A 12,630-nucleotide genomic window follows, 5' to 3' on the forward strand; every position below is an offset into this window, starting at 1 on the left:
TATTACACTTTCTTACAACGTGATAAAAATAATTTCTGTTGCATGCTTTCTCGCGTGCACCTGCGCCCATGCAGCGGGACCCGAGTGTTACATCACAGATCCGAAGCTGCCTCAATCCTGCGTCGTCGACCCAGCCGCACTGAACCGGTCGGTTATCCAATACGGAGACGATTCGCGCCTTTGGAAAGTTTTCGAGAAAGCCCGGGCGGGTAAACCGATAACCATTGCCGCGATCGGCGGCTCAATCACGCAAGGTGCATGGGCGACGAGTCAGGAAAAAAACTATGTGGGCCGCGTGTTCGGCTGGTGGCGAGCGACCTTTCCGAAAAGCAGGATGAGGCTTGTCAATGCCGGGATCGGCCAGACGAATTCCGAATACGGCGACAAGCGCCTGCAGAAAGACCTACTGAGATACAAGCCAGACTTCGTAATTACCGAGTGGGCAAATAACGATGCCATCACTCCAGAGATGAGAGCGAGCTACAAGCGAGTCGTGCAGCGCATCCTGGCTGCGCCCAATCATCCAGCCGTACTGATGCTTTTCACGATGGATCGTAAGTGGTCAAGCGCGGAAGACAATCAGATCCCAATCGGTCGGGAACTCGGCGTGCCAATGATCGCCCTGCGAGAGGCCATCATGCCTTTGGAGAAGGCCGGGAAATTCGATCCCATGGAGCGCACAGCGGACCCGATCCATCCTAATGACCTTGGCCATCAGATCATCGCTCAGCTTGTCGCATACCGGCTCCAGTCCGGGCTCAACAATATGCACGCGACGTTGTCGGCGAGCAAGTGACAGGAGCACTTATCAATGACACTCGATGATGCTCTTCGGCGTGAAAATAACAACGCGGATCTGTTTCGTTTGATCGCCGCCCTGGCGGTGATATGGGGGCACGCTTTCGCGCTGTCTCCTCGCGAGGGCGAGCATGAGCCAATCGGAGCGCTTTTGAGTTTCGACTACTCCGGCTCGCTTGCGGTCAAGTTTTTCTTCTTCCTCAGTGGGATTCTCGTCACGTCTAGCTGGCTTCGCCAGCCGTCACCGGTGAAGTTCGCCGTCGCCCGAGTATTCCGCATTTTCCCGGCGCTCATCGTGAGCGGCTCCATTTGCATGCTCGTCATCGGCCCCATGTTGACCTCGCTACCTTTAGGCCAATATTTCGGGAACACCTGGATGTACATCCACATTTTCAAGCAACCCTATATGGGTTACGTAATGCCGGGCGTGTTCCAGAATAATGCATACCAGGATGCGAATGGCTCGCTTTGGACAATCTGCTATGAGCTCCTCATGTATGCAGCGTTACTCGCGCTTGCCATGTGTGGTTTATTGCGATTGAAGGTCGTTGCGGCATTTGGTTGCGGTGCAGTGATCGTTTGGTTTTTGTATCGACCAGACAGCATCTCAATCTTTGGCTTGCCCAACAACAATGATGCTGGACGCCTACCGGCGTTCTTTTCATTTGGCGTCTTGCTGGCACTCTTCAGGGAAAAAATCCGCATCGACGCGCGAGTGGTGCTCGGTACCTATCTCCTTGCATGGCTGCTTCGAGACGGACCAGTGTTTGAATACGCGTTCTATGCTGCCTTCCTGCTGACGCCGCTATGGCTGATGACACTAAGGCCCATCAAAGCGCTTAAACTTCCCGGAGACTATTCATACGGAGTTTACGTTTATGGATGGCCGATACAGCAAACGATCACTGCTTTATTTCCTGACATTAGCCTGCAGCAAAATCAGCTTTTCTCAATTGCTGTGGCTATCGCTGTCGGCGCTGCTTCATGGCATTTTCTCGAGAAGCCTTTCGTCAAAGTCGGGCACCGCCTTCCGGACGTTCTTCAAGCAATCCGACCGATGGTGCCGACCCGCTGGTTTTCAGGATGAAGAGTGTTACATCACCGCCGCTTTTTACCAACCGCAGGTCGGCGTCATTGATGCAATGCGCAGATCATGGCCTACGACGAGCACATCAATCCGCTGATGGCTCACATCGCCGAGATCTGCCGTGCCGACAAGATTGCATTCGGTCTCGTTCTTCGGTCTGGCGACATCTTGCAGTTGGCGTCAAACGCGAGGTTTTCCTTGGGCCCCCGTTGCCCTCGCCAATCCAATAGTTGTAGTACTCGACCAAATTAACGAGCGGCTGCATCCCTAACGTCGAAATCGTTTTATTCCCCGGTCTCTCTAGCCGGCTTATGTCGACTGCGTAAGTGCGCAGAACGAAAAAAAGCCCGCAACGGTGTGCGGGCTTAATTCCGAAACTTCCAACTGCTTGATACCGCTGAATTCTTTGGGGTGGCTGATGGGGCTCGAACCCACGACAACAGGAATCACAATCCTGGACTCTACCAACTGAGCTACAGCCACCACTGACATCTGCTTTGACTCGCCGGAAACAACTAAAAAACCCGGGTCACCAACGAAGAAACGAGATTATACGAACACAAACGGCGTTTGCCTAGCCCTTTATTCAAAAATCTCGACCGGCTCACGCAGATGCTGTCTCGCCTCGTCGAAGATCGCGAGGTCACGTGCCGCGAGCCGTTTGCTGTCCGACAGAACGCGCCGCCAGCCGCGCGCCCCCGCCTCGCCGCGATAGAGGCCGAGCGCATGACGCGTGATCGCGCCGAGATACGTGCCGCGCGCCATCTCGGCCGCGCAATACTCGATCAATTGCGCTTCCACCTGCTCGCGCGTGAGCGGCGCCTGCGTCGAACCATAGAAGCGCGCGTCGACGTCAGCCAGCAGATACGGGTTGTGATAGGCCTCGCGCCCGAGCATCACGCCATCGACGTGTTGAAGATGCGTCTCCACTTCGTCGAGCGTCCGGATTCCGCCGTTGATGATGATCTCCAGGTGCGGGAAGTCGCGCTTCAACTGATAGGCATAGTCGTACTTGAGTGGCGGAATTTCGCGATTCTCTTTCGGGCTCAGACCTTTGAGAATCGCGTTGCGCGCATGCACGATGAAAACATCGCAGCCGGCCTCTGCAATCGTGCCGACAAAGTCGCGCACGAAGCCGTATTCCTCGACGGCATCCACGCCGATCCGGTGCTTGACCGTGACCGGCACCGACACCACGTCGCGCATCGCCTTCACACAGTCCGCCACGAGTTGCGGCTCGTTCATCAGACACGCGCCGAATGCGCCGCGCTGCACGCGCTCCGACGGGCAGCCGCAATTCAGGTTGATTTCGTCGTAGCCCCACTGCTCGCCGAGCTTCGCCGAGCGCGCGAGATCGTCCGGCTCGCTGCCGCCGAGTTGCAACGCGACGGGCGCTTCGTCGGGCGTAAACGCGAGATGGCGCGGCACATCGCCGTGCAGCAGCGCGCCGGTCGTCACCATTTCCGTGTACAGCCACGTATGGCGCGAAATCATGCGATGAAGCGACCGGCAGTGGCGATCGGTCCAGTCCATCATGGGCGCGACGCTGACGCGGCGCGGACTGGCGGGACGAGCTGAAGACATGGGCGGTAACGACTTGAATCGAAACCGCAATTTTACCGCAACGCGGGAAGCGGCCGGCGTCGGTGCCCCTCGACTGCCCGATAAACCCTTGCAAGATCAGGTATTTGCACTCCGGCCAACGCACTGGAAAGCCGCGGAAAGCAGGGTCGAACCACTGCTAAGCCATATGCGGCGCGGCTCTGACGGATTATTTCAGCAGCGAGAATAGTAATTTCAGATTATCGGTACAAATTTTCGATAGTAGGGGTATACACTGCATTCCATCGACGTAGCAGACACAGCCCACGGCTTCCTGCCACGCCATCCTGAAAATCGAAATCCTGGAGGTACATCATGAAGACCAAATTTATCGCTGCCTTGCTCGTCGCTGTTTCCGCTTCCGTCGCTGCACCGGCTTTCGCAAGCGGCTACGGCCCGGCACCGTTCTATCGCCCGTCCGTCGGCGCACCGGCTTCGCAACAAGGCCAGAACGCGCAAACCGTCGCGGCCGAACGTGCTAACGCCGGCTCGACCGCTTACGGCGGCGTGAACAACGTGTCGTCGCAATCGGGCACCCGCGAACCGGTTTCCGGTCCGCAATCGGTGTTCTTCGGCCACTAAGCAGTCGCCGTCGACCCTGCTGCCCCTGCTGCCCAGGTGGCAGCATGCGAACTGGGCGCTGCATCGGATTCCGGTGCGGCGCCCAGTTTCGTTTACGGGAATGAATCGCCACCCACCGCGCGTTACGCCGCCCCTTCTTCCGGCGCCTCACAAAAGCGGATGCGATTGCCAAACGGATCGGCGACTTCCAGCACTTTGCCCCACGGCAGCGCGTCGACACCCGGCTTCGCGTACTTATAGTCCTTCGCATCGAGCTCGGAATGCAGCGCGTCAATCTCCCGTACCGGCACGAAAATCGTCGAGCCGGGCGTCGCGTCGCCGTGATGTTCGCTGAGGTGCAAAACGAGATCGGAGCGCCGCACTTGCGCATACAACGGGAAGTTGTCGCCGAAACGGTGTTCCCAATCGACGCTAAAGCCCAGGAAATCCACGTAGAACTCGCGGGCTTTGTCCTCGGAGAAGATGCGGATGATCGGCACAGCAGGCGCAAGATGCATGACGAGGCTCAGCGAGTCGGAATGAGCCGCCGAGCATAGTCGAATACGTTGCCGATTTCACGCGCCGCCGCAATCAAGCCGCAATCAAGCCGCAATCAAGCCTCACTTAAGCCTCACTTAAGCCGCGAGCCCCGCGTCGATCACGTCGCGCGCCGCGCGAAAGCCGGCCTCGGCGGCGGCGTGCTCGGTGGGCCAAAGACTGTCGATATGCACGAGCCGCCAGTCGACCACCACCGCGTTCTCACGCAGCACGCGGAAATGCGCCTTGACGCCGGTGAGCACCTGTTCGACCGCGACTTCGATGTCGTAGTCCTGATAGCGCTCCTTGTAATCGCCCATGTCGAGGCCCGTCGGCTCCATCTTCACTTCCCCCTTCGCTGCGGTTCCAATCGCCGTTCATCGCGCGCGAACGCGCCGGCACCGGCGGCAGCGCGGTGCGCTGCAACCTGCCCCGGTGAACCCGCTGCGGCTCGTTTGAACAAGGTCGCGCAAACCTCGCCGTCGGTTCGCTCAGTCGCAATCGCCGGAAAGGTACTGCCTGCCGTTGCAGGTGATTTCGACTTCGTCGCCGCTCGATTCGGCGACGAGTCCGCACGCCAGCAACTGCGCGGTGACGGACTGCGGGAATTTCGGCGCCGGCTGGCCGACGCCCACTTCGTTCAGGCGCCGCAACGCTTCGATTGCTTCGGGACTCAATGACTTCGACATGGCGGTCTCCGTCGACGTGACTGAATTTATCCTAGCAAGTTTCGAGAGCGAATGGAGGCGCATTGGCGCATCGTCACGAGCGAATGGCTCGCGCGTGAATTTTCGCGGGCGACGCCGGTCTACCGGAAAACCCATGCAACCCGAGCAGACGCGAGGAACGCAAAAGGAGAAGGCGATGAAGCGAAGCACTCTGGCCGCGCTAAGCGCAGCCGCCGCGCTGCTGGCGCTGGGCGCGAGCGGAACGGCGGCATCGGCGACGCCAACGACGACCAACGCGGCAGGCTCGACCACGCCGCCCACGCAAGCAGCGCAACCGGCCGACGCCGCATCGTCGATGGTAAAGCCGCCCGAGTCGGCATCAGGCGCGACCGGCTCGAGCAATCCGGACAACATGCCGATCAAGCGTCCGCGCAAGCCCACCAACGACAAAATGATGCACGAGCCGCCCGCGAGCGGCGCGAACGCGAAATAGCGCGGCGCTTACAGGCGCGCGATCGAGACCTCCGTCGACTTGACGAGCGCGACGACTTCCGAGCCGACCTGCAGCTCGAGTTCGTCGATGGAGCGCGTCGTGATCACGGAGGTCACGATGCCGAACGGTGTGTCGACATCGACTTCGGACACGACCGGTCCGCGGATGATTTCCTTGACCTTGCCTTTGAACTGATTGCGTACGTTGATTGCGGAAATGCTCATTGCGAGTGACTCCAGGGAAAGCGATTAGATTCAGTCAGTCAAGGATGTCAGATGGCCCAACGGACATCTGTTGGCCGCGTGAAACGGCCTGCGTTGCCAGCGTTACCTGCACCACGTGCGTCGCGCGAATCGTGCGCCTCCTCGCGCAACGCGTCGTCGTTCGGCGCATTTTTCAGCACGCGCTGCAGCACATGCTCTTCGAGCGCGGCAAAACCCGCGGACGCACGCGCCCGCGGACGCTCGAGCGGCACCGGCTGATCGAGCGCGATGCGCCCTTCTTCGATCAACAGGATGCGATCGCCTAACGCGACGGCCTCGTGCACGTCGTGCGTGACGAGCAGCGCGGTGAACTTGTGCTCGCGCCATAGGCGCTCAATGAGCGCATGCATTTCGATGCGCGTCAACGCGTCGAGCGCGCCGAGCGGCTCGTCGAGCAGCAGCAATTGCGGACGATGCACGAGCGCGCGGGCCAACGCGACGCGCTGACGCTGACCGCCGGAAAGCTGCGCGGGCCAGTCGTTGGCGCGCTCGAGCAAGCCGACTTCGGCAAGCACCGCGCGCGCGTCGTCGCGCGCGCCGCGCGGCAGGCCGAGCATCACGTTTTGCAGCACGCTCTTCCACGGCAACAGACGCGCGTCCTGGAACATGATCCGCGTGTCGAGCGGCCGGCCGTCTTCGGCGCGTTTTTCGAGCACGCCGGCGCTCGTCTTCTCGAGACCGGCGACGAGCCGCAGCAACGTCGATTTACCGCAGCCGCTGCGGCCGACAATCGCGACAAAACTGCCGCGCTCGATCGACAGATCGAAGTCCGTCAGCACCTTGCGTTCGCCATACTGCTTGCCGACGCCGCGCAGCTCGACCGAGTAATCGGCTGTGCGGGTTGTGCGGGTTTTTCCGTTCGCGTCCCTTGCATCTTCGCGCGCCACGGCGCCCGCCTGCTCCGCCGCCCGTCGCTCATTGCGCACCTGACGGCGCGCACGCTCACGCTCATCGAGATCCGCGGCGACATCCGCGTTGTGATCCGCGACGCGCGCCTGCGCCAGCTCGACCTCCAGATCACGGCCCGCGATGCCGCCGAACGACGTCGACAGTGTCGTTGCGCTCATGCCTTACCTCCACGTTGATAGGCCGGATGCCAGCGCAGCGACACGCGCTCGAGGCTCTTCGCCAGCACGTCGGCGATCTTGCCGAGCGCCGCGTACAGCAGAATGCCGACCACGACGACATCGGTTTGCAGGAATTCGCGCGCGTTCATCGTCATATAGCCGATTCCCGATTGCGCCGAAATCGTCTCGGCGACAATCAGCGTCACCCACATCAGCCCGAACGCGAAGCGCACGCCGACGAGAATCGACGGCAGCGCGCCCGGCAAAATCACATGCCGATAGAGCGCCACGCCCTTCACGCCGTAGCTGCGCGCCATCTCGATCAGATTCGAATCGACCGAACGGATACCGTGGAACGTGTTCACGTAGATCGGAAAAAAAACGCCGAGCGCGACAAGGAACACCTTGGCCTGCTCCTCGATGCCGAACCACAGAATCACGAGCGGGATCATCGCCAGCGCGGGAATATTGCGGATCATCTGCACGGTCGAATCAAGCGCGATTTCGATCGGCTTGAAGAGACCGGTCGCGAGCCCGAGCACGAGACCGATTCCGCCGCCGATCGCAAAACCGGACACCGCGCGCCACGTGCTGACCTTCACGTCCGCCCACATTTCGCCCGACTGGATCAACGACCACGCCGCCTTCACGACCGCGAGCGGCTCGGGCAAAACGCGCGTGGACAGCACGCCGCTGCGCGCGGCGGCTTCCCAGGCGAGCAGAATCAGAAGCGGTGCGACCCACGGCGCAAGCGACGCGCCGACTTGCCGCAACGACCCGAAAGCGGACCGCAGCGCGGGCCGGAAAGCCGCGCCGCCCCGCGCGCCTTCATCGCGTTGCGCACTCACAGTGGATTGAGTCATGTGACTTCCCTCATTGCGTGTCGAAGGTGTCGTAACCGAACGGACGCCGCTCAGCTCGCACTCGCCGCCTTCGGCAGATAGTTGTTGCCGACGATCTCGCCGAACGGCCCGGAAAGCGGCCCGTTTGAGGTCTTGCTCTGGCGGCCGGGCAGCAGCGGAAACACGAGTTCGGCAAAGCGGTACGACTCTTCGAGATGCGGATAGCCCGACAGAATGAACGTCTCGATGCCGAGCTCCGCGTATTCCTTCATGAGCGCCGCGACCTGCTGCGGATTGCCGACGAGCGCGGTGCCCGCGCCGCCGCGCACGAGACCGACGCCGGCCCACAGGTTCGGATAAACCTCGAGCTCCGCGCGCCCGCCGCGCTTGCCGCCGTGAAGCGCGGCCATGCGGCGCTGACCTTCGGAGTCCATCTTCGAGAACGACGCCTGCGCGCGCGCAATGGTCTCGTCGTCGAGCTTGCTGATCAGTTTGTCGGCGGCGGCCCACGCTTCTTCTTCCGTCTCGCGCACGATCACGTGCAGGCGAATGCCGAAGCGGATCGTGCGGCCATTCGCGGCCGCGCGTGCGCGAATGTCGGCGATCTTTTTCGCGACCGCCGCGGGCGGCTCGCCCCACGTCAGATAGGTGTCGATGTGCTCGCCCGCCATGTCATGCGCGGCCGGCGATGAACCGCCGAACCACAGCGGCGGATGCGGCTTCTGCACGGGCGGATACAAGGCCTTGCCGCCCTTCGACTGCAAGTGCTTGCCTTCGTAGTCGATCGCATCGTTCGTATGCGCGGCCGTGAGCAGCTTGCGCCAGATGTGCAGGAACTCGTCGGTGATTTCATAGCGCGTGTCGTGATCGACGAACACGCCGTCGCCTTCGAGCTCGGCCGCATCGCCGCCCGTCACGACGTTGATCAACAGGCGCCCGTTCGACAGACGGTCGAACGTGGCGGCCATGCGCGCGGCAAGACCCGGCGACGAAATGCCCGGCCGGATCGCGACCAGAAATTTCAGGCGCTTCGTCGCGGCGATCAGGCTCGACGCGACGACCCATGCGTCCTCGCAGGAGCGGCCCGTGGGCAGCAGCACGCCCTCGTAGCCGAGCGTATCGGCGGCGACGGCGATCTGCTGAAAGTAGTCGTAATCGGCCGCGCGCGCGCCTTGCGACGTGCCGAGATAACGGCTGTCACCGTGAGTCGGAATGAACCAGAACACATTCATTTGCTGCTCCCCGCGTATTCGGAAACTGGAGTGGATCGAGACAACGCCGGACGCACGCATCCAGCCGGTCATCGGACATGAACCGGACGATGCATCGCGAAGGGACGGAAAAAGGTTGCGGTATCGACGCTAAAGGCAACGGCGCGAGGCGCCGTCTGCATGGAGAAACAGTCTATGGACGGGGGCGCGCCTTTTGAACGATTTTTTTGAGCTTAGGTTTTCCACTTCCGTGATTAGCCCGACGCTACAGCATACGGGCACGACCCCGGAGGCCCGCGGAAAAGCCGCGAGCGCTGGATATAATGGCGCACGTTTCCAATAATCCGGTGCAGGCAATGCAAATCACGCGCCTGTACCCTGGCGGTGCAATGCATGCAAAAACTCATCCTGCCGTTTGTCGCCGGTTTTCTGGCATCGCTGTTCTTTCATGAATCCACGCTGGCGCTGCTGCATGCCGCAGGCGTCGTCGATCAAAGCGGTTATTCCACTGCCCCGTTCATGCCGCTCGGCCTGCCCGAGTTCATCGCCAACGCGATCTGGAGCGCGTTCTGGGCGGTGCTGATGGCGTGGCTGTTGCGCGTCGCGCCCGAGCGCCGCGCGCCGTGGCTGCCGGCGTTCGTGTTCGGCGGCATCGTATTGACGGCGGCCAGCGTGTTCGTCGTCGATCCGATTCGCGGCATCTGGCCGAGCGGCAACATGCTGCCGCGCCTCGCGATGGGCTTTGCCGCGAACGCGATGTGGGGCTGGGGCGCGCTCGTCTTCATGCGCGCGTTCATGGCGGGTGAGGATGCGGATTGAGCGCGCGCTGAGCGTTCGCTCGGATGCTCGTCCACGTGAGCGGCGAACCGCGAGCGACTAGCGGCTAGCTCCGCAGGTCGCGCAGCGGATGCTCGTTCGGCGGCCACGGGCTTTCGAACATCTTCTCGACGTCGGCGGCGCTGACGTCTTCAATGCGCGCAAAGCGCCAGCGCGGCGCATTGTCCTTGTCGATGATGCGCGCGCGCACGCCCTCCACGGCGTCGCCTTGTTCAAAGCTCGAGCGCGTGAGATCGAGATCGCTGCGCAGCACCTCGGCCATCGAGCCTTCCGCGCGCGTCACCACCTCGAGCGATACCGCCATCGAAAGCGGCGAGCGCTCGCGCAACACGGCGATCACCTGCTCGGCCCACTCGGCGCTGTCGCGATCGCACTTCTGCTGCAGCGACGCCAGAATGCGCGGCACGTCCGGCAGCGCGAAATGCCGGTCGATCAGCGTTCGCGCGCGAGCGAGCGGCGACTCGTCCGGCGGCGGCGTCACCTGATCCTGATACGCGCGGCATTCGCGCTCGACGCACGCCACCACGTCCGCGCCGCGCTCGAACAGTTCGCTGCGCAACGTGTCGATGAGTGCGGGCAACGCGGCGTCTTCCATATAGACATCGGCGAGACCGGCGTACAGCGCGTCGGCCGCGCCGATGGTCTCGCCCGTCACCGCGAGATAGCGGCCGATCGCGCCCGGCGTGCGCGCGAGAAACCAGCTCGCGCCGACATCGGGAAAGAGTCCGATACGCGTTTCCGGCATCGCCATCTTCGTGGACTGCGTGACGACCCGCAGCCCGCCCGTGCGATGCGCGCCCTGCGAAATGCCCATGCCGCCGCCCATCACCACGCCGTTCGTCAGCGCGATATAGGGCTTCGGATACGTGAAAATCGCGTGATTGAGCCGGTATTCCTCGATAAAAAACGCGTCGCGAGCTTCGTGGTCGCCGCGCTGCACGGACTCGTACAGGAAGCGGACGTCGCCGCCCGCGCAGAACGCCCGGGGATGCTGGCTGCGCACCACGACCGCGAGCACGTTGGGATCTTCCGACCAGGCGTCGAGCGCGGCGTGCATCGCGCGGATCATGCCGATCGACAGCGCGTTGAGCGCCTGCGGCCTTTCGAGTTCGATGAAACCAATGCGGTTGGCTACGTAAGTCGCGAGCTGGTCGCTGGCTGCGGGCGAGGCGGAAAGAGACATGGAAGACGACGCGCGACGGCGCAGAGTCACGGGAAACCCAACGTTATCACGTAGCTGCGGCGTCGGACCTGTTTGTGGTGGAAGGCGGCGCGGCGTCGGGCAGGTTGCCGGCGGCTATGCGCGGGCGCGCGCTGCACGTTGTGCGTTGGCGCGGCGAGCCGCTGTCTTGCGGTGCGGCTCGCCGCATGGGGTTCGTTGAGCTTGAGCTTGAGCTTTAGCCCGCGGCGTTGCCGGGCGGAAAGTGGCCGCTCTTGAGCAGCACCGGCGTACCGTTGCTGATCTGCAAGTGCTCGCGCGCAACGGCTTCGATGCGCGGACGGCCGGCGTCGAACGCGCGCATCCAGCCTTCTTCGTCCTCGGAGTGGGCGCCGAAGTGATCTTCGAGCGCCTCGACGGAGATCGCGCAGGGCACGGGCTCGCCGTCCACGAGCGCGGAAAACACAACGGTCAGATTGGAATCGCGGTAGGCTGGCGCGCCTGCGGGAAACCTGATTTCCATGGTCGCCTCATCGGAAGTATCTGGCACACAACCGGAGCCCGCAAAAACCGGCCGGCCCCGGACGACCCGAATATGGTACTCGCGGGGCCGGACCGCGGTCCAGAGCGCTGCGGCTGGCGTGTGGGCGGTTGGTTGGGGATGGGCGTCGGCGCCAGAGTGGCTTTCGGTTCGACTCCTGGCCTGGCTTTGGGCGTGGCTTCCGGTGCGCGTTTCGGTTTGACTCTTGCCGTGACTTTGGGGGTGACTACGGGCGTGACTCCGCGCCTCGGTGCGCGCGTGCTTGCGCACTCCACGATCGCGCGCCGTCATGGCCGGCCTCCGAGCAGCCGGTCGATGTAATCGCGCGCGGCCTGTTCGACGAATGCGAGCGCCTCGTCCTCGCTGCCAAAGCGCTGCTCGCCGCCGAGATCGACCAGGGTTTCCATCCGGTGCGAATCGTCGGGGCCGAGTTCGGCGAGGCTGACCGACCCGACGTAATGGCCGCCCGCGCCTGGCGCGTCGCCTGCCGGCACGAGGCGCGCGGCGGCGCTGATGTAATAGCCGCGATAAGGGCCGCTGACCCGCTCAGCCATGTTCGTTCTCCTCGATGCAATGATTGAGGTAAGGCGCCGGGGAAGCCAATTAGTTCTGCGAGCGTGCGCTTTGCGCGCTTGTTCCGCACTCGTTCGGCCCTTGCTTCGCGCGCGCTGCGCACGTATGCCGCACCTTCGCGCTCCGCACCGGTCGAAGAGCTTCATCGGCACATTCCATGCTCAGGCAGTCGGGCCCTTTCCAGTTCCGCGAGCGCAATATGGGAAAATATTTTCTGGACGACCACGAATTGCCCGAGCCGGATGCGGCGAACAGATGGTTTGCGTACGCCGAAAGTCACGGCATCGACATCGCGAGAGCCATCAGCATCTGGGAAGACGCGGCCACCGAAAGCGGCGCGAAAAGCCGCAAGCTGGTCGGCGCGGCGGGCATCACTATCGACGCACCCTGA

At 62.5% G+C, this 12,630-nt stretch carries 17 protein-coding genes and 1 tRNA gene; 6 read left to right on the forward strand and 12 right to left on the reverse strand.

The window, feature by feature from the left end; genetic code table 11:
* Positions 1-19 precede the first annotated feature (19 nt).
* Positions 20-796: an SGNH/GDSL hydrolase family protein gene (locus P0D87_RS01510; protein WP_258196111.1), complete on the forward strand. Its 777-nt coding sequence runs from the start codon at positions 20-22 to the stop codon at positions 794-796.
* Positions 797-811: 15 nt separating this feature from the next.
* Positions 812-1,885 (forward strand): acyltransferase family protein, encoded by a 1,074-nt coding sequence (locus P0D87_RS01515; RefSeq protein ID WP_053857993.1) that lies wholly within the window; start codon positions 812-814, stop codon positions 1,883-1,885.
* A 407-nt stretch (positions 1,886-2,292) separates the two neighbouring features.
* On the opposite strand, the gene P0D87_RS01520 is transcribed toward P0D87_RS01515, so the two are convergent.
* A tRNA-His gene (locus tag P0D87_RS01520) sits at positions 2,293-2,368 on the reverse strand.
* Between the two features lie 99 nt (positions 2,369-2,467).
* Positions 2,468-3,469, reverse strand: a complete 1,002-nt coding sequence (dusA, locus tag P0D87_RS01525) for a tRNA dihydrouridine(20/20a) synthase DusA (protein ID WP_053857992.1) — start codon at positions 3,467-3,469, stop codon at positions 2,468-2,470.
* Between the two features lie 333 nt (positions 3,470-3,802).
* Between dusA and P0D87_RS01530 the strand changes: the two genes are divergently transcribed.
* The gene (locus P0D87_RS01530) at positions 3,803-4,069 is read left to right on the forward strand and encodes a hypothetical protein (protein WP_029971350.1); all 267 of its coding nucleotides are present in this window, start codon (positions 3,803-3,805) and stop codon (positions 4,067-4,069) included.
* A 122-nt stretch (positions 4,070-4,191) separates the two neighbouring features.
* Here the strand turns inward: P0D87_RS01530 and P0D87_RS01535 are convergent, their stop codons facing one another.
* The 3 genes from P0D87_RS01535 to P0D87_RS01545 all read right to left on the reverse strand — a co-directional run bounded on the left by P0D87_RS01535 (position 4,192) and on the right by P0D87_RS01545 (position 5,274).
* A complete protein-coding gene (locus P0D87_RS01535) occupies positions 4,192-4,566 on the reverse strand; it encodes a glyoxalase superfamily protein (RefSeq protein WP_029971349.1) in 375 nt (124 codons plus the stop codon).
* Positions 4,567-4,683: 117 nt separating this feature from the next.
* Entirely contained in the window at positions 4,684-4,926 is a 243-nt protein-coding gene (locus P0D87_RS01540; RefSeq protein WP_053857991.1) for a DUF6566 family protein, read from the reverse strand.
* Positions 4,927-5,076: 150 nt separating this feature from the next.
* On the reverse strand, positions 5,077-5,274 hold the full coding sequence (locus P0D87_RS01545) for a hypothetical protein (protein ID WP_029971347.1): 198 nt from the start codon (positions 5,272-5,274) through the stop codon (positions 5,077-5,079).
* A gap of 175 nt (positions 5,275-5,449) precedes the next feature.
* On the opposite strand from P0D87_RS01545, the gene P0D87_RS01550 reads away from it, so the two are divergent.
* Positions 5,450-5,746: a hypothetical protein gene (locus P0D87_RS01550; RefSeq protein WP_029971346.1), complete on the forward strand. Its 297-nt coding sequence runs from the start codon at positions 5,450-5,452 to the stop codon at positions 5,744-5,746.
* An 8-nt stretch (positions 5,747-5,754) separates the two neighbouring features.
* Here the strand turns inward: P0D87_RS01550 and P0D87_RS01555 are convergent, their stop codons facing one another.
* Genes P0D87_RS01555 through ssuD form a run of 4 tightly spaced genes read right to left on the reverse strand, consistent with a single transcriptional unit; the run spans position 5,755 to position 9,150 of the window.
* Positions 5,755-5,970, reverse strand: a complete 216-nt coding sequence (locus tag P0D87_RS01555; RefSeq protein WP_006048789.1) for a TOBE domain-containing protein — start codon at positions 5,968-5,970, stop codon at positions 5,755-5,757.
* A gap of 47 nt (positions 5,971-6,017) precedes the next feature.
* Positions 6,018-7,076, reverse strand: a complete 1,059-nt coding sequence (locus P0D87_RS01560; RefSeq protein ID WP_053857990.1) for an ATP-binding cassette domain-containing protein — start codon at positions 7,074-7,076, stop codon at positions 6,018-6,020.
* The gene (gene ssuC, locus P0D87_RS01565; RefSeq protein WP_053857989.1) at positions 7,073-7,939 is read right to left on the reverse strand and encodes an aliphatic sulfonate ABC transporter permease SsuC; all 867 of its coding nucleotides are present in this window, start codon (positions 7,937-7,939) and stop codon (positions 7,073-7,075) included. Before ssuC ends, P0D87_RS01560 begins: the two co-directional genes overlap by 4 nt.
* Before the next feature lie 50 nt (positions 7,940-7,989).
* Positions 7,990-9,150 (reverse strand): FMNH2-dependent alkanesulfonate monooxygenase, encoded by a 1,161-nt coding sequence (gene ssuD / locus P0D87_RS01570; protein ID WP_006048786.1) that lies wholly within the window; start codon positions 9,148-9,150, stop codon positions 7,990-7,992.
* Between the two features lie 372 nt (positions 9,151-9,522).
* On the opposite strand from ssuD, the gene P0D87_RS01575 reads away from it, so the two are divergent.
* Positions 9,523-9,948 carry a hypothetical protein gene (locus P0D87_RS01575; protein WP_029971343.1) on the forward strand — a complete coding sequence of 142 codons (426 nt, stop codon included), beginning with the start codon at positions 9,523-9,525 and terminating at the stop codon, positions 9,946-9,948.
* Between the two features lie 64 nt (positions 9,949-10,012).
* Here P0D87_RS01575 and P0D87_RS01580 read toward each other — a convergent pair whose 3' ends face one another.
* The 3 genes from P0D87_RS01580 to P0D87_RS01590 all read right to left on the reverse strand — a co-directional run bounded on the left by P0D87_RS01580 (position 10,013) and on the right by P0D87_RS01590 (position 12,220).
* Positions 10,013-11,149, reverse strand: a complete 1,137-nt coding sequence (locus P0D87_RS01580) for an enoyl-CoA hydratase/isomerase family protein (protein ID WP_053857988.1) — start codon at positions 11,147-11,149, stop codon at positions 10,013-10,015.
* A 214-nt stretch (positions 11,150-11,363) separates the two neighbouring features.
* Positions 11,364-11,648, reverse strand: coding sequence for a DUF1488 family protein (locus tag P0D87_RS01585; protein ID WP_029971341.1), 285 nt, complete (start codon positions 11,646-11,648; stop codon positions 11,364-11,366).
* A gap of 305 nt (positions 11,649-11,953) precedes the next feature.
* Positions 11,954-12,220, reverse strand: coding sequence for a hypothetical protein (locus P0D87_RS01590; RefSeq protein WP_006048782.1), 267 nt, complete (start codon positions 12,218-12,220; stop codon positions 11,954-11,956).
* Positions 12,221-12,438: 218 nt separating this feature from the next.
* Here P0D87_RS01590 and P0D87_RS01595 point away from each other — a divergent pair, with 218 nt between their 5' ends.
* Positions 12,439-12,630, forward strand: coding sequence for a hypothetical protein (locus P0D87_RS01595; RefSeq protein WP_053857987.1), 192 nt, complete (start codon positions 12,439-12,441; stop codon positions 12,628-12,630).

The sequence above is a fragment of the Paraburkholderia sp. RL17-368-BIF-A genome (genome assembly GCF_046054045.1).
Classification (GTDB): domain Bacteria; phylum Pseudomonadota; class Gammaproteobacteria; order Burkholderiales; family Burkholderiaceae; genus Paraburkholderia; species Paraburkholderia graminis.

Bases quoted from the DNA above. Each gene is read 5' to 3' on its own strand.
- P0D87_RS01535 (WP_029971349.1), bottom strand. From the start codon at position 4,566: ATGCATCTTGCGCCTGCTGTGCCGATCATCCGCATCTTCTCCGAGGAC.
- dusA (WP_053857992.1), bottom strand. From the start codon at position 3,469: ATGTCTTCAGCTCGTCCCGCCAGTCCGCGCCGCGTCAGCGTCGCGCCC.
- ssuC (WP_053857989.1), bottom strand. From the start codon at position 7,939: ATGACTCAATCCACTGTGAGTGCGCAACGCGATGAAGGCGCGCGGGGC.
- P0D87_RS01540 (WP_053857991.1), bottom strand. From the start codon at position 4,926: ATGGAGCCGACGGGCCTCGACATGGGCGATTACAAGGAGCGCTATCAG.
- P0D87_RS01575 (WP_029971343.1), top strand. From the start codon at position 9,523: ATGCAAAAACTCATCCTGCCGTTTGTCGCCGGTTTTCTGGCATCGCTG.
- P0D87_RS01590 (WP_006048782.1), bottom strand. From the start codon at position 12,220: ATGGCTGAGCGGGTCAGCGGCCCTTATCGCGGCTATTACATCAGCGCC.
- P0D87_RS01545 (WP_029971347.1), bottom strand. From the start codon at position 5,274: ATGTCGAAGTCATTGAGTCCCGAAGCAATCGAAGCGTTGCGGCGCCTG.
- P0D87_RS01595 (WP_053857987.1), top strand. From the start codon at position 12,439: ATGGGAAAATATTTTCTGGACGACCACGAATTGCCCGAGCCGGATGCG.
- P0D87_RS01585 (WP_029971341.1), bottom strand. From the start codon at position 11,648: ATGGAAATCAGGTTTCCCGCAGGCGCGCCAGCCTACCGCGATTCCAAT.
- ssuD (WP_006048786.1), bottom strand. From the start codon at position 9,150: ATGAATGTGTTCTGGTTCATTCCGACTCACGGTGACAGCCGTTATCTC.
- P0D87_RS01560 (WP_053857990.1), bottom strand. From the start codon at position 7,076: ATGAGCGCAACGACACTGTCGACGTCGTTCGGCGGCATCGCGGGCCGT.
- P0D87_RS01580 (WP_053857988.1), bottom strand. From the start codon at position 11,149: ATGTCTCTTTCCGCCTCGCCCGCAGCCAGCGACCAGCTCGCGACTTAC.
- P0D87_RS01530 (WP_029971350.1), top strand. From the start codon at position 3,803: ATGAAGACCAAATTTATCGCTGCCTTGCTCGTCGCTGTTTCCGCTTCC.
- P0D87_RS01555 (WP_006048789.1), bottom strand. From the start codon at position 5,970: ATGAGCATTTCCGCAATCAACGTACGCAATCAGTTCAAAGGCAAGGTC.
- P0D87_RS01550 (WP_029971346.1), top strand. From the start codon at position 5,450: ATGAAGCGAAGCACTCTGGCCGCGCTAAGCGCAGCCGCCGCGCTGCTG.
- P0D87_RS01515 (WP_053857993.1), top strand. From the start codon at position 812: ATGACACTCGATGATGCTCTTCGGCGTGAAAATAACAACGCGGATCTG.